Raw genomic sequence first — 25,794 nt, forward strand, 5'->3', positions numbered from 1 at the left:
GTATGGCAACACTAGTTGAAAAGTTTTTTGACGATAAAGACGCGTTAACAGCTGAGCTTTCTGCAACGCTTGAGCAATCACTACGTGATGGCATTAAAAATGATGGCCGTGCTGTATTAATGGTGTCGGGTGGCTCGTCTCCTGCGCCAGCTTATAAGCATTTATCAACGCTTGATTTAGATTGGCAACATGTTGATGTTGCTATGGTTGATGAACGCTGGGTAGACCCAAGCCATGAAAAAAGTAACGAAGCATTTATTAAAAGCACGTTATTACAAAATTTTGGCAGTGCTGCAAACTTTATAACCATGAAAAACGATGCTGCAACCGCGCAGCAAGGCAGTGAAGTGTGTGAAGCTGCTTACAGTGCTTTAAAAGCGCCATACGATGTAACTATTCTAGGCATGGGCCCAGATGGTCATACAGCGTCGTTATTCCCAAATGCAGAAGGTTTAGAGCACGGTTTAACAACTGAGCAAACAGTATGTGCAATTAATGCGATACAAAGTGATGTGACGGGTAGTATTACTGAGCGCATGACACTTACGTTAAATGCCATTGCGCAGTCTAAAGTGGTTAAGCTTTTAATTAGCGGTGAAGAAAAACTCGCTGTTTATAAGCAAGCAAAAGCGGGCGGCGATGTTAATGACATGCCACTTCGCGCTGTGCTTAATCACCCAAGTATAAATATTGAAGTATATTGGGCGCCTTAATTTAGATGCTAATTTAACTTTTAAAGGCCGCTTATATAAGCGGCCTTTTTTATTTGCTCAAATTTAAGCCTAAACACTGCAAAAAAACAGCCCTGAACTGTTAACCAATGTTAATGAATAACTTTGGTTTGTATTAAAATCAACCACGAAGTGTGTTGTTTTTGAACAAAATTTATGAGTTTGAGCTGTATGTTTTTTAGCAACGTTCAGATTTAGTTAAATTTTATTTTTTCATGGTCGTTGTCATAAAAGTTTCCCTTCCTTTTTTAGCTCAAAAGCATTAGCCTAAAGGTATTAACAATGAAACATATAAATTAAAATAAACGGAGCAGTAACATGGCGGAGCAACAAGTACAGCCTTTACACAACGAAAAACATGCCAACACTAAAATTCAAAACGGCATCAATGTAGAATTCATGAAAACTCAACATTTAGTGCCAGTAGTTGCACATGAGTTTGCACGCGTAGCAAACGAGTTTCCAATGTCATTCGTTAAAAACAACGAAAGCGGCACTTTTCAAGCTGTTGCTATGTTTGGCTTAGAGCCAGGCGAAAACCTTTTTGTAGAAGATGGCAAATGGACTGCAGCATTTGCACCTATGGCATCTACTCGTTACCCACTGGGCTTAGTTAAACACCCAGATCAAGATCAATACGGTATCGTAATTGACGAAGCAAGTGCGCTTGTTGGTGAAGACGAAGGTAATGCATTATTTGAAAACGGCGAAGAAACAGATTACCTAAAACGTCGTAAAGAAGCGCTTGTATCTTTCATTGAGTTTTCTCAAGTAACTGAAGCGTTCACTAAATTCCTTGCTGATAAAGAGCTACTAATTGCGCAAACGCTTACAGTAGACATTAAAGGCGAGAAAAAAGACATCAACGGTATTTACCTTATCGATGAGAAAAAGCTAAACGAGTTAAGCGATGCTGATTTCTTAGAGCTTCGTAAACGTGGTTACTTAGCACCAATTTATTCTTTCTTAACGTCTACTCATCAAGTAGCACGTTTAGCGCGTTTAAAAGCTAAACAAGCTTAATTATACCAATTGCATTAAATTAGTGATCTATTATAGCGATAAGAAAATGGCTCAATAACAAGGCTAAAATTATGATACATAGTTGTTCTATATAAATAATTTTCAACGTAGTTAGTGAGCTATTTAATACGCTAGAATGACCATGTTTTTAATAAAATTGGTATTACAAACACGTAAAATTTTAAAAAGCGCCCTAAGGCGCTTTTTTTATGCCATTAAACTCACTTTAGTTGAAATTAAGCCCGCAACCATTCACATTAGTTTATAACTTTCCCATAAAAGAACTCATTATGAAAACACCCTTATTAGCAATTTTTGCGAGCAGCCTTTTTGCTTTAAGTAATAGCGTATTCGCTGCAGAGACTCCTTTTGCCATTGCGATTCATGGTGGGGCAGGGACAATAGAAAAAGCACGATTTACACCCGCCCAAGAAAAGCAGTACCGCGCTAAATTAACAGAGGCCGTAGAGACAGGTTATAAAGTATTGCACCAAGGCGGTGAAAGTTTAGATGCGGTAACTGCGGCAATTACAGTATTAGAGCAATCGCCTTATTTTAATGCAGGGCGTGGAGCGGTATACACTTACGATGGCGGGCATGAGCTTGATGCATCCATAATGGATGGTCGAAACCGTGAAGCAGGCGCAGTTGCGGGTGTAAAGCATATTGAGAGCCCGATTAAATTAGCGCGTTTGGTCATGGATAACTCTGTACACGTAATGCTTAGTGGGCAAGGCGCTGAGGAGTTTGCTAAAGAGCAAGGTGTTGAACTTGTCGAAAATAACTTATTTGATACCGAGCCTCGTTACAAAGCGCTTTTAAAAGCAAAACAAAAATTAGATAAAGCCAAAGCAACCAGTAAAGAGTACCAAGCTGCGCACAAAGCATTGCCTAACTCTTACAAAATGGGCACGGTTGGCGCAGTGGCGCTTGATAAAAACGGTAATTTAGCGGCAGGTACATCCACAGGTGGTATGACGGCAAAACGTTATGGCCGTGTAGGTGACGCGCCGGTAATTGGTGCTGGGACATTTGCTGAAAACGAATCGTGCGCAGTATCGGCAACAGGGCACGGTGAATATTTTATTCGCTATAACGTAGCGAGCGATATATGTGCGCGTGTTAAGTATCAAGGTAAAACCATAGCTGAAGCTGGAGATGAAGTTATAAACGGTGTGCTTAAGCCAATTGGTGGCACAGGTGGCGTTATTATTATTGATACTAAGGGGAATATTAGCTTGCCGTTTAATACCTCTGGCATGTATCGGGCAAGTAAATCGAATACGCAAGCGACCTACGTGGGCATTTTTAACGACGAATAAGACAAAGTAATTTAATTAACCTCAACTCTGGTTAAGAGATTTACTAACATATTGAACCACAATGATATTTTAATTCATTTTTTGCTAGCTAGTTATTTTCAGCGCAGTTAGCGCTGAAAATAACCGCTTGAGATAGATTTATTATTCGCAGTTTGGGTGAATCGCAGCGTTTATATAACAAACAACCCCGTGTTATGCATTTTGTAGGATTAACCCCGGCCGTTTAATTTGATACAATTATGGCTCTTTAACTAATTTTGTAAGGTATGCGGGTGGTAAACCTAGGTCAGTTGTTTGGCGAGCTAAAAACGTGCTTGAAAAAAGATCAATTCATTTTCAAAAAACGCTTACATGGCGTAAAAAAAATAACAGATGAAAACAAGCATGCCAACGCGCTTGAAAAAATAGCGGCTGATATAACCCGTAGCCAAGAATTACGCGATAAACGCTTAGCGGGCCTTCCTAAAGTGACTTACCCTGAGCAATTGCCAGTAAGTCAAAAAAAGGAAACAATTAAAGACGCCATTGCAAATAACCAAGTGATTATTATTGCAGGTGAGACGGGCTCAGGTAAAACAACTCAAATACCTAAAATGTGTTTAGAGCTTGGCCGTGGTGTTGATGGCTTAATAGGCCATACTCAACCACGCCGATTAGCAGCGCGAACGGTGGCTAACCGTATTGCTGAAGAGATGAAGTGCGAACTTGGTCAGCAAGTCGGTTTTAAAATTCGTTTTAGCGATCAGGTTTCTAATAATACGTACGTTAAACTAATGACTGACGGTATTTTACTGGCAGAAATTCAGCAAGATCGATTTTTAAACCAATACGACACCATAATTATAGATGAAGCGCACGAGCGTAGTTTAAACATCGACTTTATTTTGGGTTACTTAAAAAACCTACTTCCAAAACGTCCCGATTTAAAAATAATAATTACGTCTGCAACCATCGATCCTGAGCGCTTTTCAAAGCATTTTGATGATGCGCCCATTATAGAAGTATCGGGTCGTACTTTCCCTGTTGATGTGCGTTACAACCCAACGGCCGATATTAATAAAGAAGATATGGAAGCCGAGGGCGATCAGCTACAAGGTATTTTTGATGCTGTTGACGAACTGTGCGCGGAAGGTCCTGGCGACATACTGATATTTTTAAACGGTGAGCGTGAAATACGCGATACCGCGGATGCACTTAGCAAGCGTAATTTAAAACACACTGATGTATTGCCACTTTACTCGCGCTTATCTAACGCAGAGCAAAACCGTATATTTGCGCCACATTCTCGTCGTCATATTATTTTATCGACCAACGTAGCCGAAACGTCACTAACCGTGCCTGGTATTCGTTATGTAATAGATCCAGGTACTGCGCGTATAAGCCGCTACAGTTATCGTACAAAAGTTCAGCGCCTGCCAATAGAACCTATATCGCAAGCAAGTGCTAATCAGCGTATGGGTCGTTGTGGACGTGTTGAAGCGGGTATTTGTATTCGCTTGTACTCTGAGGATGATTTTTTATCGCGCCCAGAGTTTACCGACCCTGAAATACTGCGTACTAATCTTGCCTCAGTTATTTTGCAAATGTTGGCACTCGGGCTTGGTGATATGGCGCAATTTCCGTTTGTGCAAGCGCCAGATAGCCGTAATATAAGTGATGGTTTATCGTTATTAGAAGAACTACAAGCAGTAAAACCAGACAAACGTGATAGTAAAACGAGTTTAACCGCTTCAGGTAGAGAACTCAGCCGATTACCGGTAGACCCTCGTTTAGCTAAAATGGTGCTCACAGCTCACAAACTTGGCGCATTGCGTGAAGTGATTGTTATTGTGGCGGCGTTGTCGATTCAAGATCCACGCGAACGCCCGCAAGAAAAACGTGCTGCAGCTAACGAAAAACACGGTCGCTTTGACGACCCAGATTCAGACTTTATCGCTTTTTTGAACTTATGGAATTACTTAGAAGAGCAGCAAAGCGAGCTGACTAATGGCCAGTTTAGAAAGCTGTGTCAAAAAGATTTCCTAGCCTATATGCGCCTGCGTGAGTGGCAAGATATTGTTTATCAAATAAGTACTGTGTGTAACGAAATGGGTATGAAGGCAACCAGCCAAGCGGCTGATGGCGAACTCGTTCACAAAGCGTTATTAAGCGGAATGCTGAGCCATATTGGCTTTAAAGATGAGAAGCAAATATACAAAGGCGCACGTAATAGTCAGTTTCATATTTTTCCGGGTTCAGGTTTATTTAAAAAGAGCCCTAAATGGATTATGTCGGCAGAGCTGGTAGAAACCAGTAAATTATATGCCCGCACAAATGCAAAAATAGACATTAACTGGGTAGAACCATTAGCACAGCATTTAGTGAAACGCAGCTATACAGAGCCACACTGGGAGAAAAAGCCAGGTGCGGTAATCGCGTTTGAGCAGCAAACTTTGTATGGCTTACTTGTTGTAAATAAACGCCGCTGTGTTTATAGCAATATTGACCCTAAAGTGAGCCGAGAGCTTTTTGTGCGCACTGCATTAGTTGAGCAAGAGCTGGGCTTAAACGAGGGCTTTTTAGCATTTAACAGTGAGCTTATTGAAGATATTCAAGTTCTGGAAAATAAGTCGCGTCGTCGTGATATTTTAGTTGATGAGCAAACGTTATTTGAGTTTTACGATAAAAAAATACCCAAAGAAATTAATAACCGCGCTGCATTTTTAAAATGGTATAAAACACAAAAACAACAAAATAAGCATTACCTACACATGACTCGTGAAGAGCTAATGCAGCATGGTGCAAGTAATATCACTGAGTTTGACTACCCTGACACATGGCAGCAAGACAATATTATACTGCCGCTTGCTTATCATTTTGACCCAGGCCAAGCAGTTGATGGCGTTGCGGTACAAATACCGGTAGCACTTTTAAATCAAGTACAAGAGAGTGGTTTTGACTGGCATATACCTGCATTTAGACATGAGCTAATAAGTGGGCTTATAAAGTCATTACCTAAATCGCTTCGCCGTAATTTTGTGCCAGCACCAAATTACGCAGATGCAGTACTTGCAGCTATTGAGCCAATGCAAGGTAGCTTAATTGATGCTTTAGCTATGCGCTTATTAAGAATGACAGGTGTGAGAGTTGATGCAGAAGCGTGGGATTTAACCGCGCTTGCACCGCATTTACGATTGCAGTTTGAAGTACGTGATGAACACGATAAGTTACTTGCTCGTGGACTTGATTTAGCCAAACTTAAAGCAGAGCTGCAAGGTGAAGTAACCGAAACACTGTCTAAAGTAGCCGATAAAGGCATTGAAAAATCAGACCTAACACAATGGGACTTTGGTGAGCTGCCAGCGTCATATGTTAAAAAACAAGGTCAATACGAAATAAAAGCATACCCTGCGCTGGTGGATAAAAAATCAGCCGCTGCAGTGGAGCTTTTTGATAGTGAAGCAAAAGCGCAGCAAGCGCATCAACAAGGTTTGCGCCGTTTAGTATTGTTAAATGTGCCGTCGCCAATTAAGTACTTACAACAAAACTTACCGAATAAGGCAAAGCTGGGTTTGTACTTTAACCCATTTGGTAAAATAGCTGATTTAATTGATGACTGTATCGCCGCAGGTGTTGATAGCTTATTAGTGAAACACGGCGATATACGCGATGAAAAAGTATTTGAAACAGTAAAAGAGCAAATACGAGGTGAGCTCGGTGATGCCGTTGTATCGATTGCAACGCAAGTTGAGCAAGTATTAAGTATTGCGCACGCACTGCATAAAAAAATGAAAGGGCGCGTTGATTTAACGATGATAACCGCGCATGGCGATATAAAATCACAGCTTGAGTCACTTATATTTAAAGGTTTTGTGAGCGCGCATGGCGCAGATAAAATAACGGATTTAATTCGTTATTTAAAAGCGATTCAAAAACGTTTAGAGAAGCTGCCTGTGGATCCAAATCGTGATAGGTTATGCGTACTAGAGTTGGATAAAGTTGCTCAAGAGTACAAAAAAGTAGTTAATAAAACGCCTAAAGGCTTGCCTATTCCACAAGAAGTAACCGCTATTTTTTGGATGCAACAAGAGCTTAGAGTGTCGCTATTTGCTCAAACGCTTGGAACTCCTTACCCAATTTCGGCTAAGCGAGTACTTAATGCGATAAAAGAGATAGAATAAAACTTGCATTTTCTATTAAGCTTAGTACCTTAATAGGAGGATTTATTTTTGTTTTGAAAAGGAAGTGACATAGTTATGTCCTCATCGATTGAACATAAAACAAAGCGACTTTTAGTGGTAGACGACGAGTATTTTAATTTTGAAATGCTCAAAGCAGCACTCGCGTCGAAATTTGATGTTAGTTATGCAGATTCAGGGCAAAGCTGTCTTGCATCGGCAATTGCGAGTCCGCCAGATATAATTTTGCTTGATGTTTGTATGCCTGGTCTTGATGGTTATGATACATGCCGAATGCTAAAACACACACCTGAAACAAAAAATATTCCTGTTGTTATGGTATCGGGCCTAGAGTCTCCATCTGAAAAACAAGCAGGGTTTGACGCTGGTTGTAACGCATATGTTGTAAAGCCATTTTCAGTGGGTGCTTTGTTGGAAGAAATTAACACGGTTTTTTAGAGGTAACGTATGTTTACTGATGATAAGCGAAATTTTAGACGCATGCAGATCAATACACCTGCAAATTTAACAACGATAGAACCAATAGCGGGTTTAAGTTTTGCCGCAGAGTGCGTGGATTTAAGTGCAACAGGTTTATCAATTCATTTAGATGAATTACTTGAACCTAATACATTACTGACGGTGAACATTGATTCGACTCACCCAAGTATTGCGCCTTTAAATGCAACAGCAAAAGTAATACGTGCCAGCAAAGAAGATGATGGCACGGTAACAGCAGGTCTTGAAATCATTCAGTTTAACTAACTTGAATCCAGTTAAACTCAATAGTAGATATTAAAAAACCTTACAGATTAAGCCTTTTAAGTAAAAGCCTTCAGGGTAGCTGCCAGCAATTGGGTGATCAGCTGCCTGGTTTAATCGCTCCATTATAAGTAGGTCTTTACCTGCATCAAGTGCTGCATCGGCTACTACTTTTTGAAATAAGTTTTGTTCCATTAAACCAGAGCATGAGAACGTTAGTAATGTTCCACCTGGTTTTAGTATTTGCATGGCAATCATATTGATATCTTTATAACCACGACACGCACCGGTTAGCTGCGCTTTATTATCAGCAAACTTTGGTGGGTCCATTACGATGGTATCAAACTGTCTACCTTCGTCGCGGTATTGGCGTAGTAACTTAAATACGTCCTGCTTAACAAAACTTACTTTATTTAAATCTAAGTTATTATGTTCAACATTACGTTTTGCTGTATCTAAAGCGGGTTGAGATACATCTACGTTAGTTACATGCTCACATCCACCACGCAGGGCGTACAACGAAAATGTACCTGTATAACTAAAACAGTTAAGTACCGTTTTACCCTTTGAGAAGCGCTCAAGTGCGGCGCGGCTATCGCGCTGGTCTAAATAAAAGCCCGTTTTATGTCCATCAATTATATCGACTTCAATTTTAAAACCGTTTTCCTCAATAAGTACCGGCTGTGTTGGTTCGTTACCCCAAAGAGCGCCTTTTATTGGCTCTAAGCCTTCTTTAGTGCGTACTTCTACGTCTGAGCGCTCGTATATGCTAGAACCTGGGAAAATAGACATCAACGCGCCAACAATCTCGCCTTTATGACGCTCGGCACCCGCACTTAGTAGCTGACACACTAACACGTTATCAAACTTATCGATTGTAACGCCTGGTAAGTAATCAGATTCAGCAGCACATAATCGAAACCCTGTTAATCCGCCTTCTTCTATTACTTGGCTACGTGCTTCTAATGAGCGACGTAAACGGCGTTCAAAAAAGTTTTGGTCGATTACTTCTTTTTCGTCAAAGCTCCAAACACGTGCGCGAATTTGTGAGTGAGGGCTGTAAGCAGCAGTTGCTAAAAACTTACCTTCGCTATCGTGAATCGTTACTGTGTCGCCTAATCCAGGTTTACCTTTAATTTTTTTGATGGCTTTTGAAAATAACCAAGGGTGTTTTCTTTTTAATGATTTATCGCGACCAGCTTGTAGGTAAACGGCAGATGACATAAGGCTTCTCAGTAGTAATAAATAAGCGCTGTATTTTAGTCAAGCAAGGAGCAACATACAATGAATGTTTTGCAAGGTGGGCATAAAGCACGGTAAAGTACGGATAATTTATCGATTCATTAGCTTTTGGAACCTAATAGTGCCTGACGCCGTTTTAAGCCCCGATTTAAAAATACTTAATTCACAATGCAGAGAATTTATAACCTCTTTAGTGCATGCCGATGTTGCTCACGATATTACCCATATAGAACGCGTGGTGCGCGTTGCAATACAGTTATGTAATGCGGAGCAGGCAAACATGTCAGTTGTATTACCTGCTGCGTGGATGCACGACTGTGTGGCGGTGGCTAAAAACCACCCTGATCGTGCAAAAGCCTCTACTATGGCAGCCGATAAGGCATTGGAATTTTTAAAATCTATTAATTATGACGAGTCACTTTTTGATGAGATTCATCATGCAATTGCCGCTCATAGTTTCAGCGCAAATATAAAAATTAAAACAGTTGAAGCGCAAATAGTACAAGATGCTGACAGAATGGATGCATTGGGCGCTATTGGAGTGAGTCGATGCATGAAAGTAGGCGGATCAATTTCTCGGTTATTGTATAACCCAGAAGACCCTTTTTGTATTGAACGCGAGGCTGATGATAAAACATACACGCTTGATCACTTTTTTATAAAGTTATTACATATTGCCGATAGTATGAATACGCCATCTGCTAAAGCAGAAGCGAATAGACGTACAAGGTATATGCATGACTTTTTAGAGCAATTAAAGTCAGAAATAGGTGAGTAACGTGAATAATACAAGCATACCTAAATTATCTGGGATTGATCATAGCCATTTAAATGTTGATAACTTGATTGATGCCGTTAAGTGGTATGAGCGTGTTTTAGGTTTTAGTGTAGTACCCGAGCTTGCCTTTTGGGATGAGGACGGACGCGGCCCTTTAACACTTGAAGATACTAGTTCAACAACTCGTTTAGCACTTTTTGAAGGTGAGGGGCGTAGTAAAGGGATTGCATTTTTGGCCTCAGGGGATCAATTTATTCAATGGCGTAATCATCTTGAGGGTTTAAATATAAAAGTAGTTTTAGCAGATCATGGTGTAACGTTTTCTATGTACTTTAAAGATGAAAGCGGTAATAGCCATGAAATTACGTCACATGACTATCGTTATATAAAGTCTTACTATCCAAATGTTGAGCTTGGCTCTCACAGCGCTAAAAAGAATTAGCTTTCTTGATTTGAATTTTTTATAGCAAGAATATCGTCTAATTTTTTCACAAATAGTTCGATTAGAGCGGGATCAAAATGAGCTCCTGCTTGCTCTTGCATATGCAAAACTGTTTTCTCTACACTCCATGCCTCTTTATAAGGGCGTTTTGAAGTCAGAGCATCAAAAACGTCAGCAACGGCAACAATTCTACCTTCAATTGATATTTCTTCGCCTTTGATCCCGTTAGGATAGCCTGAACCATCCCATTTTTCGTGGTGTTCAATAGCAAGTTTATGAGCGAGTTGTAATAATGGCGATGAAGAATTTGCTAATATTTGTGCACCAATTATGGCGTGTTTCTTCATATGTTCAAACTCTTCAGAAGTTAACTTTCCTGGCTTGAGTAAGATAGCATCAGGGATACCTATTTTCCCAACATCGTGCATTGGGGCGGCTTGGCGTAAAAGCTCTGCACTTTGCTCATCCATACCTAGCGCTAATGCTAATACTTTGCTGTATTGGCTCATACGCACTATATGTTCGCCAGTGTCAGTATCTTTATATTCAGCAGCACGGCCTAGACGTTGTACTAAATCTACATGTGCTTGTTTTAATTGCTCAGCTTGCACTAGCGATAAGTGAGTTTTAACTCTAGCTCTTACAATAGCAGGGCTTATTGGCTTAGTAATATAATCTACGGCACCAAGTTCAAAACCTTTAAATTCATCATTTTCGTCCCCCAAAGCTGTCACAAAAATAATGGGGATATGAGACGTTTTAGGATTGTTTTTTACCCGCTGGCAGACTTCAAACCCATTCATATCTGGCATCATTATGTCGAGCAAAATTAGCTTTGGTAGTTCTTTTTCAAGTAGTGCCAATGCGGCATCACCCGATTTAGCAAACGACATACGATATTGATTACCTAACACTTCGCGCATTACTTTTAGATTTGCAGGCTCATCGTCAACAATTAATACTCGTGGCCTATCTGTTGTAAAATCCATTAATTAATACTCATTGTTTGTTAGTTTTTCAAGTAAGGTTTCTAGTATTACGTGTGCTTTATCAAAATCAAATTCATCAAAGGCCTCGGCTATAGCATCAACATCATCTTGACAGTTAGCAGGTGCGCCGCGTTGCAGCTTTGCTAATAGCTCATCATTTAGCTCTGCGTTTTGTGCATCTTGATAAAGCGTCTTACACAGTGACTTAATTTCATCAATTGATAGCGTGTCAGAACTATTATCTTCAGGCTTACTACTTGGCTTATCGCAAGTATTAGATGACAGCAGTTGTGAGATGACAAGTAGCTCGTTTTTTATATCGTCTAAAGTACTAATAACTTTAGCGTCACTTTGTTTTTGCTCTAAATCGGTTAATAACTTCATTAATGTTATTAGGCCTAAGTTACCAGCAACACCTTTAAGTGTGTGAATGGTGCTATCGACATCTTTTATATTTGATAATTTATCACTGAATAATGTTTCGAACCGTTTATTACTGTCACTAATAAATTTAGTAATCTCTGTAAGTTGCTTACATTTAGAACCCCAAAGGGCTAACCCTTTTTCAAAATCTATATGCTGCGCTTTAGGATCGCTTTGCGATATAACCATTTCTTTTGCAATACCAAGACCAAGCACTTGGGCTATTTCTTGGTTTAGCTGATTTATATCGACGGGTTTATTTGCAAAGCCATTCATGCCTGCTTTTTTAGCCGTAAGCTTATCTTGTTGTAATACACTGGCTGTGAGCGCGATAATTGGCGTGTATTTAATTTGTCTTTGATTTTCTATTGCTCTTATTTTTTGTGTTGCCTCTATGCCATCACACAATGGCATATGTATATCCATTAAAATGACATCAAAGTCTTGTTCTTCAAATACTTTAATCGCTTCAAGTCCGTTAGATGCCTTGGTAACTGCATGTTGATCGCGTGACAGGAGTAAAGAAAGTAGTTCTGTATTTTGCTCTATATCGTCAACTACTAACACCCTAAGTGCAGGCAGTTGTGTGTGTAGACCATCAAAATGATCTATTTTAGTTTCGTCACCTAAAGTAAGCGGCAATGAAAAGTAAAAGCAGGTGCCTTTACCTAGCTCACTTACTAAGTTTATTGTTCCGCCCATAAGCTCTACAAGTTGTTTGCTTATGGTAGTACCAAGACCTGTACCACCAAAACGGCGAGTAGTAGTACCATCGGCTTGTTCGAAAGGTTGAAACACTGCTTGAATACGATCTTTTGCAATACCAATACCGGTATCTTGCACTTCAAAAAACAGATGCTGATTTTGTGTTATAGCAACAGTTACGGTAACAGAGCCTTTTTCGGTAAACTTAATAGCATTACCAATTAAATTAGTAAGTACTTGCCTGAGTCGATCTGGGTCACCGTAATAAGTAGCACTTACTGATTCTTTAATATGAAGTTTAAGTTCTAAATCTTTCTTTTTAGCTTCTAACCAAAAAGTAGAAATAATACTGTCTATTACTGGCTTTAAACTAAAGTGTATTGGCTCAATAGTGAGCTTACCGCGCTCTAGTTTTGCGGAATCGAGAATTTCATTTAATAATCTAAGTAATGAACGCGCTGCATTATTTACGGTAACTAAATGCTTTTGTTGTTCTTGATCAAGTGGGGTATCCATTAATAGATCGCTAAAACCTATTATAGAATTCATTGGGGTGCGTATTTCATGGCTCATATTAGCCATAAAAGATTGCTTTGCATAAGCAGCTTCTTCAGCTTTGAATTTAGCTTGCTCTAGTTTTTCTTCATATTCTTTGCGTTCTGTAATATCAACTAAAACACCATCAATCCACTTTGCTTGGCCTTGGGTATCAAAGTCGATGCTGCCTTTATCTAAAAGCCATAAGATTTTACCGCTTCTGTGGCGAATTCTGTATTCGATTGAATACTGACGTTTCTCTTCTACGGCTTTTGTGACGGCATCTACAATAGGTTGCTGGTCTGATTTTAAAACTAGATCGTTAAATTCAATGCAATGTTCAGTAAATTCATTAGGGTTATAACCCGTTAACTCGTTGATGCTCGGGCTGATAAAAAGCATGGTCCAGTTATCATCAAATTTACACCTAAAAGCCACACCTGGCATGTTATCCATTAAAGAGCGATACTTTTGCTCTTTTTCTTCAAGGCTTTTTTGTAAAGCTCGTTGCTCTGATAAGTCTGTTATGAAGCCTACGTATAGAGGATTTTGCCCTGGCTGATTAACTTCTCCAATCCCCAAACGAATCGGGAATAAGTGGCCATTTTTATGCTTTGCAAAAATTTCACGGTTAACACCGATTACTTTACCTAAATCAATATTTTTAGCTTTAGAAAGGTAGCTATCGTGATGCATCGCGATAGCATCATCCATTAGCATTTTAATATTATGATTTTGTACTTCATTTTCGTGCCAGCCAAAAATTTTACTGGCTGATTCGTTAAAGCTCAAAATAATGCCGGTGTGATCAATCGTTACGATTCCATCAATGGCTGTGCCTAAAATTGCGTTTAAGCGAGACTCGTCGGCTGACTTTTCTTCAAGTAACATTTTATATCTGACCATGCCATTAAGTACCGCTACTACGCTTGTAATGGCAATCGTTGCAGTTGCAACCGCGATGGCTACAAAAGTGAGCCCAGCAGAAGCATTTGCGTCGTCATATAAAAGAGGGGATGTTGCAACAAAGCGTGTAGATGCCATGCCCATATAATGCATAGCAGCAACAGCAAAGCCTAATATAATAGCGCTGATGGCTCTATTTTGTAGGTATGATAATTTTGGAAAAAATTTTTCAAGATTAAAGCGGCTATATAACGCTATAAACGAAAGAGCGACGGCAACTAAAATTGAAAGGCCAAAGGTCAGTGGGTCATAGCGCAACATTGGGGAAAGCTCCATTGCAGCCATACCGCTGTAATGCATTGTACCAATACCAGCCCCAAGTAAGATGGAGCAAATGCTGAGCACTCTAAAGTTTCCATCACTATTTACAAGTATTGATACCGCATACTGGCATGCTAATAAAGCAGGAAGAAAAGAGAGTAGTGTGATTGTTGGATCGTAGCTTATATTAGTACATAGCGAAAAAGCTAACATACCTATAAAGTGCATACTCCAAATACCAGAAGAAAATACAGTTGCTGCAGTTATATTTGCTAAACGTTGATAACGAGGGAATTTAGTCTCTTTTGCTAAATCAATGAGCTTAGTAGTAAAAAAAGCAGCAAAAATGGCTATTAATACAGACATTGAGACTAGAAGAGGGTCGTAAACCCCATTAAGTATTAGGCTTGGATCTTGGTCTGTAATGAAGAAAGCTGATAGCATAACGGCTCGAAATATAATCTTTATTTTACAAGTTTAATCTAATTTACTAATAAATGAACCGTTATTTCTAATCGCGCTATAAAGTGACGAATTCTAACCAAGTTTATTTATTTTTTGTTATTGAAGTAAATAAAATATTTTAACTTTCAATTCAAATAAAACAGACGGCTCAATCTATAGCTTATTATAATAAAGTGGATTAGGAGTTAGGTGCGACTGTATGCCTAAGAGTTTAAAATTGATGGTAATATGGATTATATAAACGGATGCTATATTTAGAGTTTAAGTCGTGTTTGAATATCAACTAAAAAAGAGTACTAGACGCAAAACAGTCGCAATAAAAGTGCATAGTCAAAAGGTAACTGTGTATGCGCCACATTTTGTCGCAAAAAAACACATTGATACTTGGTTATTTGACAAACAAGAGTGGGTTGCAGAACAATTAAAAAAACAATTGTCAATTGATGACACTAAGCAGTACCCTTTTGAATCTAAAAAAATAAGTGTTTTTTCAGAAACTATTTGTTTGAAACTGGACTCAGGCCAAGATTCCAAAGTAACCCCGTATGATGACCACTTACTTATTACAATATCTCCTCGAGTTAAAAACACTTATCAAAAGTATCGACAGCTATTAGAGACTTATTTAAAAGAGCAGCTTATTGCATACATAGAGATGCGTTTAGCGTATTTCTGTACTCAAATGGGTGAAGAGTTGCCAAATGATTTAAAAATAGGTGTTTATAAACGAAAGTGGGGGAGTTGTAATAGCAAGCGAGAACTCACTTTTAATTTACATCTTATAGGTGCTCCTTACCACGCTATAGATTATGTGATTGTTCATGAGCTTGCCCATTTAAAGTATTTAAATCATAGCAAAGCTTTTTGGCTGCGAGTAGAGGCGTTTTTCCCCGATTACAAAACATCATCTAATTGGTTAAAACAAAATGGTATGAGTTTACAGTGGGTGTTTTGATGTATAGGAATATAGGAATATAGGAATATAGGAATATAGGAATATAGGAATATAGGAATATAGGAATATAGGAATATAGGAATATAGGAATATAGGAATAGTAGAGAAGTGGTGGAGGGAGCTGGATTCGAACCAGCGAAGGCTGAGCCGTCAGATTTACAGTCTGATCCCTTTGGCCGCTCGGGAACCCCTCCACACTAATTTTATTGCATTTGGCCCCACTTAACTTAGCGGTAAGAAAAGTGGTGGAGGGAGCTGGATTCGAACCAGCGAAGGCTGAGCCGTCAGATTTACAGTCTGATCCCTTTGGCCGCTCGGGAACCCCTCCAATGCAACGGCGCTGATAATAGCAAATTGCGTATTTAAGTAAAGAAAAAAGCTAAAGAAAATTGAAATAAAGCCGATAAATATCTATAAGTTACCACAATCGGCTAAAGACTATGCAAATAGATGATTTGTTAATCACAGAGAGTCAGTTAAACAGTAGACTCAATAATAGTGTGCATGAAAATCGCCGTGGCGAATTTGCACTATTATTAGCGATGCTGTCACATGACGCACTCGACTTTAGTCAATTTCATTTACCAAAAACTGAAATAGATAATTTAGTTATAGAAGAAGAGGCGTTAAGAAAGCAATTTGGCGCAGGTCCAAAGCAACTTTTAGCTCCTGATGAATATAATATGTTGGTTGGACAATTTAATGCATCATTAATATCTCAAGAAGGAGCGCGCTGTGGTATGACAAGTATTAAGTTAAGACAATGCTTAAGCCCTGAACCACTTGCGATTAGAAATGATGACAAGCATATTCCACTTAATATAATAGATAACTGTGAGCTTGCCGTCAGAAGAAGAATTAAAAGCGAACAAACCCAACTAGCTAATCCCCCTATAGATGCAGCTGCTTTTTACGACAGCCTTAATAATGATGCATTACATCAACCACTTCAGCTCATTGCGGTGTGATATATGATTGTAATAATCACCAGTTAATATATGCTTTATAACGGGTCTGCTTTATATATTTGCTAATAATTGATTTAATGAAAAAAAAGCATCCAAAAATTAAATGCAATTGCTATAATGGCGTCAAATGGTATGACATGAAATGCCATTATCATTAAACCAAGGTAATTAGGAACGTAATGAAGAAAACATTCACGCTAAATCACGAGAAAATCAAATACCCTCGTATGGTTGATGCTGCAAAGCACGAAGTGAAAAAATATTTGAAAAGAGAGCGTAATAAAACGCTACCTGAAGATGCTGACTATTGGGCATTTGACTGTAAGTTTGGTAACACAGCTGAAGATGCGCAAGTTGTGCACGTTGCTGAATTAAGTAACCAAATTGGCGAAATTGAAAAGCAAGGTTTGACCTCTTTCTATGTAGAGATTTTAGCTCGACCTGCTCAACGTCAACAGTTAGATTTAGATGATGACGAATAACACTTAATTTAATTAAGTGTTCGAAGTTTTAAAATGAGCCCAAGTGGCTCATTTTTTGTTTTTATGCATTAAAGATTCACCATAAATCATTTTTATTAGTAACTAATAAGTAGAATTTTAATTTATTAACATTTGCATAACAAAATGTAGTGATATAGGGTGTGTTTAATTAAAAAAACAAAACAGTTGTACCATGCCGATAAATTACTCTGACCACCAATTGAAATTAAGCTTAAAGAGCTCTAAGGTACTTGTCGTTGACGATCAGCTATTAAGCTTAATTGTATTAAAAAAATATTATCAGAGCATTTTAGTGTAACAACAACGAGCTGTGGTGAGGATGCGATTGAAATTTGTAAACATAATCCGCCAGATATAATACTACTCGATATTAATATGGAAGGAATGAGTGGTATTGAAACATGTCTAAAATTAAAAAATATATCTGAAACACAAGATATCCCCGTTATTTTTGTAACCTCATCTGAAAATCAAGAAGAAGAGTGCTGGGAAGCAGGGGCTGTAGATTTTATAAAGAAACCAACTAACTCGGAAACTTTATATAGAAGAGTGCGCGCCCATATTACGATGAAACTGCAACATGACTTACTCAATCAAAAAGTATTTCTAGATGATTTAACAAAGGTATTCAATCGTCGTTATTTTGATGCGCATTTTTCTAAAATGGAACGAAGCGCCTTACGAGAAAAAGTCGACTATGCACTATTACTCATCGATATAGACTACTTTAAGCAATACAACGATCTTTATGGTCATGTGCAAGGCGATACGGTTTTAAACCTTGTTGCACAGACTATTACTAATAGTTTGCAAAGGCCAACCGATTTTGTTGCGCGTTACGGCGGCGAAGAGTTTGTAGTTGTTCTACCGCATACAAGCACTGAAGGTGCGATTTGTGTTGCTGATAAAATTAAACAAAATGTGGTCGATTTAGGAATATTACACAGATATTCAGAATATGACTTTGTGACTATTAGTATTGGCGGTGCAACCCTACAACCGTACGTAAATAACAAAAACACCTTGCAGATCGCAGATGAAAAAATGTATGAGTCCAAAATGCAAGGTCGTAACCAAGTGTGTTTTTAAGTTTAGCTAGCTAATAAATCACTTTGCCACTTAAAAACACCTTGTAGGTGATAAATATTAAATAAGATTATTTATTACACGCTATGACATTTTTTGTACTTTTTATTGCTACCACATGGGCAGTCATCATTTCTGCCCACTTTAATATCTTCAACAGGATATATAGTGCCATCTAAATAACGCCATTGAGTGTTTTCTTTAATAAACTGCGATTTTTCGTGAAGCTCACAAAATAAGTTTTGATAAAAATATTGGGCTTTAAATTCTACAGTGCCGGTATCTCCATCATGGCTTGACCCAATTACATCAAGATTTATAAATCGACAGCTGTTAGCAAAATCATTGATTTCTTTAACCGGATTTTCAGCTTGTTTTTCTTTTGCGTAGGTTTGATAAACATATTCTGCATTTTTAATAACATAAGCACTGAATCGTGAGCGCATAAGTTGTTCAGGAGAGTCAGCTTGCTTAACAGATAAGTGAAGCGGCTCGCAGCAATCGGCATAATTGTGCCCACTGCTGCAAAAACATAATGTGGTATTGAGTGAAGTCATAATAATAATACAAAGTCTAAAACATTAGTTTAACAAGCTTATTGGGCGAGTGATATCTCTGTTGTTTGAGACTTTTTAGTAAAACAGTATAGTTTTGTATTCGTTTTACTTAAATCGAACGATAGATTCGTAAGTAGTTGGTTATTAACTATATCGGTCCAGGTAATTACCGCTGCAAAGTTTCCATTATGTAATGCAGAATTTAATACATACTCTAAATTTACTAGGTGCTTTTGTCTAATAACAAGTAATTTACTTGTATCAATAGAGCATGAGTCAAGTAAAGCTTTGCTAGGTACGTGATCTGGAGCAATTAGTAACGTCCATGCATTAGAGCTATTGTATTGGTGTAATACTTTTAAAAGCTCAAAGGTCGCTGAAATTTCATCTTCAATTTGAATCAAATTCACGCAATCGCTTTGCTCATCTTGTTGGTAACTTTTAACTGTTCTTACGGTAATAGGCTGTAACATAATTTCACTCACTGGGTTTTTATACAGTATTTATATACAGTAGTTTATACAGTGCTTTCGTGCAAGCCTTTTATGCTATTTATTTGTACAGTTATTCAGCTTTTGATCATTGTTTTTATTTTTTGAATTTATAATTCTTTATTAATCAGGTTGTTATAGGGTTGTTTTTGAGAAGGTATTCTAAAAATAAATTTTTGCGTAGTGTCTTCATTTTGGGGTTTTATACTGTATAGGATTATCTTTATAACCATATACAGTATTTTTTAACACTGCATACAGTACTTCTGCCATAGCTAGCTTATGTGTTTTCACTCGTGCGAGGGATCATATGAGAAAACTGGAGTTGGTGGATTTGTTCGTACAAACTTGCCGCATAACATTGAGCATCTTTAAATCGCTTAGTTTCGATATGTTTGCGTATATCTGTAACCGCTGCAGTGGCAGGGGCGTACCCTTGGCTACTTGCTAAGCTTAACCAAGCTACAGCATGAAATACACTTTGTGGCACGCCTTCACCTTTCACAAAGAATAAACCTAAATAAAACTGTGCTCTATGGTTTCCCGCCATTGCAGCAAGTCGCATCCATTTTGCAGCCAATGGAGCTTGATTATTTTTTAAATAATATAGGGCTTTATTTAACGTACTTTGCTCATCTTTTTTATTATCAATGGGCACAGAGGTATTTTCGGGTTGAGTAACAAAACCTAAAATATTATCTAGCTGTTGCTCTAAGTCTTGCTCACAAGGTGTTGTTTTAAGCATATTGGTTCATTTATTATTTTAACTACTTTAACAGTTTAGTATATAGCAAGGTAAAATGTCCTGTAAAAGATAATTTTTATGTTAAAATCGCGCCACTTTTTACTATCACAAGTTTATTATGTTCGAAGCCTTATTTAAACTGAGCGAAAATAATTCAACAGTTAAACGCGAATGCGTTGCTGGCCTAACTACCTTTATAACTATGGTATACATTGTATTTGTAAACCCGGCTATGCTCGCAGAGGCTGGGATGGATCAAGGGGCTGCATTTGTAGCGACATGTATAGCAGCTGCGATAGGCTGTTTTATAATGGGTTTATGGGCTAATTATCCATTAGCATTAGCGCCTGGTATGGGACTAAATGCCTTTTTTACGTATGGTGTCGTATTAGGAATGGGTTATACCTGGCAAGCCGCGTTAGGGGCTGTATTTATGTCGGGTTGTATATTTTTGTTTTTAAGCTTATTTAAAGTCAGAGAGTGGATTATTAATGCCATACCTCTGGTGCTCAAGCGAGCAATCGCAACGGGTATAGGTGCTTTTTTAGCATTAATTGCCCTTAAAAATGCAGGCATTATTGTCTCAAGCCCGGCAACATTAGTGCAGTTGGGCGACATTACTTCTCCAGGACCGTTATTGGCTATATTGAGCTTTTTTGTAATTGCAGCGCTTTTATACCGCGATTTTAAAAGTGGCGTGCTTATTAGTATCTTATTAGTGACTGGCATTGCTTTAAGTTTGGGGCTTGTTGAATATCACGGTGTTATGGCTATGCCACCATCAATAATGCCCACTTTTATGCAGCTAGATTTTGCAGCCGCTTTTGATATATCAATGATGAGTGTTATTTTTGCTTTCTTGTTTGTCGATCTTTTTGATACTTCGGGTACATTAGTTGCGGTAACTCAAAAAGCAGGTTTAGCTGATGAAAAAGGTAACATGCCTCGTTTAGGGCGCGCATTAAGTGCTGACAGCTCAGCAACCATTGCAGGTGCGATGCTAGGTACGTCTACGACTACATCGTATATAGAATCGGTTGCTGGTGTATCTGTTGGCGGACGTACTGGTTTAACGGCTGTGGTTGTAGGTATTTGTTTTTTACTAATGATGTTCTTTGCACCGCTTGCACAAATGGTACCGGCTTATGCTACGGCAGGCGCTATTTTATATGTCGCTGTTCTGATGCTGCAAAATTTAAAGTTTGTAAACTGGGATGATATGACCGATGCAATTCCTGTTACTGTGGTATTACTGATGACACCATTAACGTTTTCGATTGCGCACGGTATTGCACTTGGTTTTATATCTTATACGGCGGTTAAAGTCTTGTGCGGCAAGCAAGATCAAGTCAGTATTAGTGTTTGGATATTAACAGCCTTGTTTGTTTTCAAGTTTGCATTTTTGTCTTAATAGCTAACAAAAAACACAAAAAAGCCTGCACAAATTTTAATTTGTGCAGGCTTTTTTAATGCTTTTATAAAAGCACTACCATTTCTTTTTAGGAGCAAACAGTATATCTAAGTCGTCTTGCTCTTCTTCTGTTTTCTTTTTAAGTGCGCTTGCATTAGAAGCTCTCAGTTCAACACTAATTGCTTCTAAGTAACCCTCAACTTCCAAGCGTTTTGAAGTTACGTATTCATCAGAGTAGGTGACTGCACTGAGTGTCGCCTGCGCTTTTTCAAAGTACTGTCTTGCAGAGCCAACCATACTGGCTGAGCGGGCAGACAAGCCACGTTTTATTTGGCTTTCAATATTAATACGTAGTTGTAGTTTTTCGAGGCGTTTATCTTCTAAAACAAAAATTTGGCTATCAATACGACCTTTATTATGTTCAGAGCGTAAAATTGAGCGCAATTTTTTGATGCCTTGAATTAGGCCAACAAGCTGTTTGTCATTATTGGGTAACGTTAGGGCTTCACTGCTGTTGTCTAGAACTGCATTGGTGAGGTGCGTTTTAGCCTCACCTAAGCGGCTTTTGAGTGCTTTGGATGTTGGCGAACTAGTAACCATCGTGTTTAATGCTTCGTAAATACGGCGTTGCAATACACGGATTATATTTTCAGAAAGAGGTATATTGGCACTATTCATTAGTGCTTCTTCTGTTTCTTCTATTATAGCTTTTTGTTTTGTTAGCTCTTTGCGGCGTTCCGCTTCTTGTTTTTCTTTGTGTTGTTGTACAGCACTTACCCAAAGTGCAATCACAATCAATGCAACTATAAGTACTATTATAATAGAAACGATCATGGTGTAATTCTCGGATATATAACCTAATTACTTAATCTTACATTAAATATACGTTAACAGGGTAGCTTTGCGCCGATTAACTTAAAAAATATACCAAAAAATTGATAGGTTGAGCTCTTTATAAACTGCAGTAAGCCTAAGGACTTATAAACTTGAGCTGAATAATCATCGCTACCTGAAGCATATTTATTATGCTAGCCTTGAACTCTAATCAGATAATTGCACACCTAAAGACCTAAAGTGCTATTTTACGTAAATAACACTTGGTTTTAAGCGGTATTGCCTTTATAAATAATATGAATAATAACGTTAAAATTTGCAGCCATGAAATTACAACAACTCAGATACATCGTAGAAGTACAAAATCATAAATTAAATGTTTCAGCGACTGCTGAGAGTTTATTTACCTCGCAACCAGGAATTTCTAAACAAGTACGCATGTTAGAAGATGAGTTGGGTGTGCAAATTTTTGGTCGCAGTGGTAAGCATTTAACGCATGTAACCGGTGCCGGCGAAGATATTATTAATATTTCTCGTGAAATACTCTCTAAAGTCGAAGGTATTAAAGCCGTTGCTAATGAGCATACGCTACCTGATCAAGGTAAGTTAAATATTGCTACAACACATACCCAAGCGCGTTATGCTTTGCCTAACGTAATTCAAGGGTTTATGAAAAAATACCCTGCGGTATCGCTTCATATGCACCAAGGTACTCCACAGCAAATATCGGATGCTGCAGCACGCGGTGATGCCGATTTTGCTATTGCAACAGAAGCACTGCATTTGTATTCAGATTTAGTTATGCTGCCTTGCTACCATTGGAATCGCAGTATTGTTGTCGCTAAAGATCATCCGTTGGCTAAAAAGGCAAATAGTTTAACCGTTGCTGATATTGCTCAATATCCACTCATTACATATGTATTTGGTTTTACGGGCCGCTCAGAGTTAGATAAAGCGTTTAGCGCACACGGGCTTGAACCACACATTGTATTTACCGCAACCGATGCTGATGTTATAAAAACATACGTACGACTGGGTTTAGGAGTTGGTGTTGTTGCTTCAATGGCGATAGATCAAGTAAGCGATACCGATTTAGTGTGTATTGACGCAAGCCACTTATTTGAAGCTAGCACGACCAAAATTGGTTTTAGAAAGGGCAGCTTTTTACGTACTTATATGTATGATTTTATCGAACGTTTTGCACCGCATTTAACCAAAGAGCGCGTGGAGCGAGCAAGCTTATTACGTAACCAAGATGACGTAGATAAGTTATTTGCAGATATAGAGTTACCCGTTAAATAATGTCACTACATTAAACGAATAATAAAAAAGCCGCCTATTTTAAAAATAGGCGGCTTTTTCTTTTTATAGCGAGCTGATTAACATTCGATAATATTAACAGCCAATCCACCGCGAGCGGTTTCTTTATATTTAGTTTTCATATCGTTACCAGTTTCAAGCATGGTTTTAATCACTTTATCAAGCGATACCTTTTGCTCGCCACTGCCACGTATAGCTAAACGTGAAGCGTTAATTGCTTTAATAGCGCCCATTGCATTACGTTCAATACACGGTACTTGTACTAAGCCACCAACAGGGTCGCACGTTAGGCCTAAATTATGTTCCATACCAATTTCTGCTGCGTTTTCTACTTGCACAACATTGCCACCAACAATTTCTGTTAATGCGCCTGCAGCCATAGAGCACGCAACGCCGACTTCACCTTGGCAACCTACTTCGGCACCCGATATAGAGGCATTCTTTTTATATAAAATACCAATAGCAGCAGCGGTTAATAAATAACGCGTGGCTATATCGCGGTCTACTTCTTTCACAAATGTGTGATAGTACATAAGCACAGCCGGTAAAATACCCGCAGCACCATTAGTTGGTGCGGTAACTACACGGCCACCTGCAGCGTTTTCTTCGTTTACGGCAAGGGCAAATAAATCAACCCAGTCCATTGCACGAAGCGGGTCGTTACTGACCTCTATATTTAGTTTTAAGTATAAGCTGGGCGCACGGCGTTTTACTTTTAAGCCGCCAGGTAAAATACCTTCGGTGCGCATACCACGGTCAATACAAGCCATCATTACTTTCCAAATATGGAACAATGTGTCTTTTACTTCGTCTTCAGTGCGCAGTGTTTTTTCGTTTTTCATCATCAAGGTAGAAACACTAAACCCAGACTCTTTACACATCTCTAGTAGTTCTTTTGCGCTACCAAATGGGAAGGGGGCTGGATTTTCTTCTCTAATATCGAGGGCTGCCTGTTTTTCGTTTTCAAACTCTTCGTCGGTAACAATGAAGCCACCGCCAATAGAGTAATATACTTTGCTGTAAACTTTTTCGCCGTTGTTTGAGGCGATAATTTCCATTGCATTAGAATGCTTAGGCAGTGTTTTACGACGATGAAAAACAATAGCACCTTGTTTTGGAAACTTAGCTTTGTGTGTTTTGTTTAGATAAATAACCTGATCTTTTTCAATGGTTGCTAAAATGTCGTCGACTAAATCGGCATCAATTGTTTCAGGATCGTAACCGGCTAAACCAAGAATTACGGCTTTACCCGAGCCATGGCCAACACCTGTTTGACCAAGAGAGCCATAAAGCTCTACTTTAATATCGGTCACATTTGCTAATAATTGTTGTTCTTGTAGGTCATTAACAAATAAGCGTGATGCGCGCATTGGGCCAACGGTGTGTGATGACGAAGGGCCAATACCAATGCTAAACATATCAAATGCACTGATCATAATGTGTGTGTCTCTACTTTGTTTTATCAGCACGAAGCTGCTCTTTGAACGGTCGAGCATGATAACGTGGAATTGTGATTGTGTAACTACTAATAACGAAGATTTAAACTGGTAAGGCGAGTTGTTTTGTAAAGTTTTTTATAATGCTTGCAGTCGCACCCCAAAGTAAACCATGCGGCGTTTTAAAACCTTGCAAAATAACCGTTTTCCCAAATCGTTGAAAAGGTAAGGGTTGCCAGTTAGCTTCGTTATTTAACTCAGTGACAGAGAGCAAAAAGCTCGCTTGTACTTCATTATAGTCATTTTCCCAGGTGGTGTCTTTTTTGAGTAAACCTACATAGGGGCTAATACTAAAACCCGTTAAGGTTGAATACTCAGGTAAGTGACCTAATACATTAACGTTGCTTTGGACAATATTTAGCTCTTCTTTTAGTTCGCGAAGGGCTGTGGTGCGAAGGGTAATGTCGCTTACTTCAAACTTGCCTCCGGGCAAACAAATCTCCCCAGGGTGATGGTGTAAATAAGTAGGGCGTTTACACAGTAAAATATGTGCATGGTTATCTATATCAATAATTGGCAGCATAACAGCGCTAGCGCGTTTTTTACGTGTGTCTTTTAACTGATTTGGCGCAGCTGTAGGGCTTAACAGAAACCGCGCCATAATGTGTTCACTATTCAAAACGAC

The 25,794-nt window shown here is 38.7% G+C and carries 23 protein-coding genes and 2 tRNA genes; 14 read left to right on the forward strand and 11 right to left on the reverse strand.

Annotated features, from left to right (window positions below; genetic code table 11):
• The first annotated feature begins 2 nt into the window (after window positions 1-2).
• The 6 genes from pgl (at window position 3) to PARC_RS06095 (ending at window position 7,998) form a co-directional block, all read left to right on the forward strand.
• Window positions 3-713, forward strand: a complete 711-nt coding sequence (gene pgl, locus PARC_RS06070; protein ID WP_007581060.1) for a 6-phosphogluconolactonase — start codon at window positions 3-5, stop codon at window positions 711-713.
• A gap of 336 nt (window positions 714-1,049) precedes the next feature.
• Window positions 1,050-1,754 (forward strand): SapC family protein, encoded by a 705-nt coding sequence (locus tag PARC_RS06075; protein WP_002961447.1) that lies wholly within the window; start codon window positions 1,050-1,052, stop codon window positions 1,752-1,754.
• A 290-nt stretch (window positions 1,755-2,044) separates the two neighbouring features.
• A complete protein-coding gene (locus tag PARC_RS06080; RefSeq protein ID WP_010555079.1) occupies window positions 2,045-3,076 on the forward strand; it encodes an isoaspartyl peptidase/L-asparaginase family protein in 1,032 nt (343 codons plus the stop codon).
• Between the two features lie 272 nt (window positions 3,077-3,348).
• Window positions 3,349-7,236, forward strand: a complete 3,888-nt coding sequence (gene hrpA / locus PARC_RS06085) for an ATP-dependent RNA helicase HrpA (protein ID WP_010555080.1) — start codon at window positions 3,349-3,351, stop codon at window positions 7,234-7,236.
• 75 nt (window positions 7,237-7,311) lie between these two features.
• Window positions 7,312-7,692, forward strand: a complete 381-nt coding sequence (locus tag PARC_RS06090; protein ID WP_007581064.1) for a response regulator — start codon at window positions 7,312-7,314, stop codon at window positions 7,690-7,692.
• Between the two features lie 9 nt (window positions 7,693-7,701).
• Window positions 7,702-7,998, forward strand: coding sequence for a PilZ domain-containing protein (locus tag PARC_RS06095; RefSeq protein WP_007581065.1), 297 nt, complete (start codon window positions 7,702-7,704; stop codon window positions 7,996-7,998).
• A gap of 30 nt (window positions 7,999-8,028) precedes the next feature.
• Here the strand turns inward: PARC_RS06095 and PARC_RS06100 are convergent, their stop codons facing one another.
• Window positions 8,029-9,219, reverse strand: coding sequence for a class I SAM-dependent methyltransferase (locus PARC_RS06100; RefSeq protein ID WP_007581068.1), 1,191 nt, complete (start codon window positions 9,217-9,219; stop codon window positions 8,029-8,031).
• A gap of 64 nt (window positions 9,220-9,283) precedes the next feature.
• On the opposite strand from PARC_RS06100, the gene PARC_RS06105 reads away from it, so the two are divergent.
• Window positions 9,284-10,015 carry an HD domain-containing protein gene (locus PARC_RS06105; RefSeq protein ID WP_206007901.1) on the forward strand — a complete coding sequence of 244 codons (732 nt, stop codon included), beginning with the start codon at window positions 9,284-9,286 and terminating at the stop codon, window positions 10,013-10,015.
• Window position 10,016: 1 nt separating this feature from the next.
• Window positions 10,017-10,457, forward strand: coding sequence for a VOC family protein (locus tag PARC_RS06110; protein ID WP_010555082.1), 441 nt, complete (start codon window positions 10,017-10,019; stop codon window positions 10,455-10,457).
• Here PARC_RS06110 and PARC_RS06115 read toward each other — a convergent pair.
• Window positions 10,454-11,446, reverse strand: coding sequence for a response regulator (locus PARC_RS06115; RefSeq protein WP_007581075.1), 993 nt, complete (start codon window positions 11,444-11,446; stop codon window positions 10,454-10,456). The two genes, PARC_RS06110 and PARC_RS06115, sit on opposite strands and share 4 nt — an antisense overlap.
• A gap of 3 nt (window positions 11,447-11,449) precedes the next feature.
• Entirely contained in the window at window positions 11,450-14,782 is a 3,333-nt protein-coding gene (locus tag PARC_RS06120) for an MHYT domain-containing protein (RefSeq protein WP_033012540.1), read from the reverse strand.
• 343 nt (window positions 14,783-15,125) lie between these two features.
• On the opposite strand from PARC_RS06120, the gene PARC_RS06125 reads away from it, so the two are divergent.
• Complete coding sequence (locus PARC_RS06125) at window positions 15,126-15,758, forward strand: M48 family metallopeptidase (RefSeq protein WP_238142567.1); 633 nt, start codon at window positions 15,126-15,128, stop codon at window positions 15,756-15,758.
• 109 nt (window positions 15,759-15,867) lie between these two features.
• Here PARC_RS06125 and PARC_RS06130 read toward each other — a convergent pair.
• Window positions 15,868-15,952, reverse strand: a tRNA-Tyr gene (locus PARC_RS06130).
• Between the two features lie 49 nt (window positions 15,953-16,001).
• Window positions 16,002-16,086 (reverse strand) — tRNA-Tyr (locus PARC_RS06135).
• A gap of 112 nt (window positions 16,087-16,198) precedes the next feature.
• Between PARC_RS06135 and PARC_RS06140 the strand changes: the two genes are divergently transcribed.
• From PARC_RS06140 to PARC_RS06150, 3 genes are all read left to right on the forward strand, one after another.
• Window positions 16,199-16,726 (forward strand): VC2046/SO_2500 family protein, encoded by a 528-nt coding sequence (locus PARC_RS06140; RefSeq protein WP_010555085.1) that lies wholly within the window; start codon window positions 16,199-16,201, stop codon window positions 16,724-16,726.
• A gap of 179 nt (window positions 16,727-16,905) precedes the next feature.
• Entirely contained in the window at window positions 16,906-17,208 is a 303-nt protein-coding gene (locus PARC_RS06145; protein ID WP_002961433.1) for a DUF6172 family protein, read from the forward strand.
• Between the two features lie 345 nt (window positions 17,209-17,553).
• Entirely contained in the window at window positions 17,554-18,318 is a 765-nt protein-coding gene (locus PARC_RS06150; RefSeq protein ID WP_337589870.1) for a GGDEF domain-containing response regulator, read from the forward strand.
• A 74-nt stretch (window positions 18,319-18,392) separates the two neighbouring features.
• On the opposite strand, the gene PARC_RS06155 is transcribed toward PARC_RS06150, so the two are convergent.
• The 3 genes from PARC_RS06155 to PARC_RS06165 form a co-directional block, all read right to left on the reverse strand.
• Entirely contained in the window at window positions 18,393-18,872 is a 480-nt protein-coding gene (locus PARC_RS06155) for a YchJ family protein (RefSeq protein ID WP_010555087.1), read from the reverse strand.
• Window positions 18,873-18,910: 38 nt separating this feature from the next.
• Window positions 18,911-19,345 carry a SulA-like leucine-rich domain-containing protein gene (locus PARC_RS06160; RefSeq protein ID WP_007583705.1) on the reverse strand — a complete coding sequence of 145 codons (435 nt, stop codon included), beginning with the start codon at window positions 19,343-19,345 and terminating at the stop codon, window positions 18,911-18,913.
• Window positions 19,346-19,643: 298 nt separating this feature from the next.
• Entirely contained in the window at window positions 19,644-20,108 is a 465-nt protein-coding gene (locus tag PARC_RS06165) for a tetratricopeptide repeat protein (RefSeq protein WP_010555088.1), read from the reverse strand.
• Window positions 20,109-20,226: 118 nt separating this feature from the next.
• Here PARC_RS06165 and PARC_RS06170 point away from each other — a divergent pair, with 118 nt between their 5' ends.
• The gene (locus PARC_RS06170) at window positions 20,227-21,519 is read left to right on the forward strand and encodes an NCS2 family permease (protein WP_010555089.1); all 1,293 of its coding nucleotides are present in this window, start codon (window positions 20,227-20,229) and stop codon (window positions 21,517-21,519) included.
• A 75-nt stretch (window positions 21,520-21,594) separates the two neighbouring features.
• Here the strand turns inward: PARC_RS06170 and PARC_RS06175 are convergent, their stop codons facing one another.
• On the reverse strand, window positions 21,595-22,353 hold the full coding sequence (locus PARC_RS06175) for a hypothetical protein (protein WP_010555090.1): 759 nt from the start codon (window positions 22,351-22,353) through the stop codon (window positions 21,595-21,597).
• A gap of 324 nt (window positions 22,354-22,677) precedes the next feature.
• Here PARC_RS06175 and cysB point away from each other — a divergent pair, with 324 nt between their 5' ends.
• On the forward strand, window positions 22,678-23,655 hold the full coding sequence (gene cysB / locus PARC_RS06180; protein WP_002961670.1) for an HTH-type transcriptional regulator CysB: 978 nt from the start codon (window positions 22,678-22,680) through the stop codon (window positions 23,653-23,655).
• A gap of 77 nt (window positions 23,656-23,732) precedes the next feature.
• Here the strand turns inward: cysB and PARC_RS06185 are convergent, their stop codons facing one another.
• Window positions 23,733-25,109 carry an L-serine ammonia-lyase gene (locus tag PARC_RS06185; RefSeq protein ID WP_010555091.1) on the reverse strand — a complete coding sequence of 459 codons (1,377 nt, stop codon included), beginning with the start codon at window positions 25,107-25,109 and terminating at the stop codon, window positions 23,733-23,735.
• A 103-nt stretch (window positions 25,110-25,212) separates the two neighbouring features.
• Entirely contained in the window at window positions 25,213-25,788 is a 576-nt protein-coding gene (locus tag PARC_RS06190) for an NUDIX hydrolase (protein WP_033012521.1), read from the reverse strand.
• Window positions 25,789-25,794 lie beyond the last annotated feature (6 nt).

This window comes from Pseudoalteromonas arctica A 37-1-2 (genome assembly GCF_000238395.3).
Lineage (GTDB): Bacteria > Pseudomonadota > Gammaproteobacteria > Enterobacterales > Alteromonadaceae > Pseudoalteromonas > Pseudoalteromonas arctica.

Coding starts and splice junctions, on each gene's coding strand:
- cysB (WP_002961670.1), top strand. CDS start 22,678: ATGAAATTACAACAACTCAGATACATCGTAGAAGTACAAAATCATAAA.
- PARC_RS06185 (WP_010555091.1), bottom strand. CDS start 25,109: ATGATCAGTGCATTTGATATGTTTAGCATTGGTATTGGCCCTTCGTCA.
- PARC_RS06120 (WP_033012540.1), bottom strand. CDS start 14,782: ATGCTATCAGCTTTCTTCATTACAGACCAAGATCCAAGCCTAATACTT.
- PARC_RS06145 (WP_002961433.1), top strand. CDS start 16,906: ATGAAGAAAACATTCACGCTAAATCACGAGAAAATCAAATACCCTCGT.
- PARC_RS06175 (WP_010555090.1), bottom strand. CDS start 22,353: ATGATCGTTTCTATTATAATAGTACTTATAGTTGCATTGATTGTGATT.
- PARC_RS06165 (WP_010555088.1), bottom strand. CDS start 20,108: ATGCTTAAAACAACACCTTGTGAGCAAGACTTAGAGCAACAGCTAGAT.
- PARC_RS06155 (WP_010555087.1), bottom strand. CDS start 18,872: ATGACTTCACTCAATACCACATTATGTTTTTGCAGCAGTGGGCACAAT.
- PARC_RS06075 (WP_002961447.1), top strand. CDS start 1,050: ATGGCGGAGCAACAAGTACAGCCTTTACACAACGAAAAACATGCCAAC.
- PARC_RS06100 (WP_007581068.1), bottom strand. CDS start 9,219: ATGTCATCTGCCGTTTACCTACAAGCTGGTCGCGATAAATCATTAAAA.
- PARC_RS06105 (WP_206007901.1), top strand. CDS start 9,284: ATGTTTTGCAAGGTGGGCATAAAGCACGGTAAAGTACGGATAATTTAT.
- PARC_RS06115 (WP_007581075.1), bottom strand. CDS start 11,446: ATGGATTTTACAACAGATAGGCCACGAGTATTAATTGTTGACGATGAG.
- PARC_RS06095 (WP_007581065.1), top strand. CDS start 7,702: ATGTTTACTGATGATAAGCGAAATTTTAGACGCATGCAGATCAATACA.
- PARC_RS06170 (WP_010555089.1), top strand. CDS start 20,227: ATGTTCGAAGCCTTATTTAAACTGAGCGAAAATAATTCAACAGTTAAA.
- PARC_RS06080 (WP_010555079.1), top strand. CDS start 2,045: ATGAAAACACCCTTATTAGCAATTTTTGCGAGCAGCCTTTTTGCTTTA.
- PARC_RS06140 (WP_010555085.1), top strand. CDS start 16,199: ATGCAAATAGATGATTTGTTAATCACAGAGAGTCAGTTAAACAGTAGA.
- PARC_RS06090 (WP_007581064.1), top strand. CDS start 7,312: ATGTCCTCATCGATTGAACATAAAACAAAGCGACTTTTAGTGGTAGAC.
- PARC_RS06160 (WP_007583705.1), bottom strand. CDS start 19,345: ATGTTACAGCCTATTACCGTAAGAACAGTTAAAAGTTACCAACAAGAT.
- pgl (WP_007581060.1), top strand. CDS start 3: ATGGCAACACTAGTTGAAAAGTTTTTTGACGATAAAGACGCGTTAACA.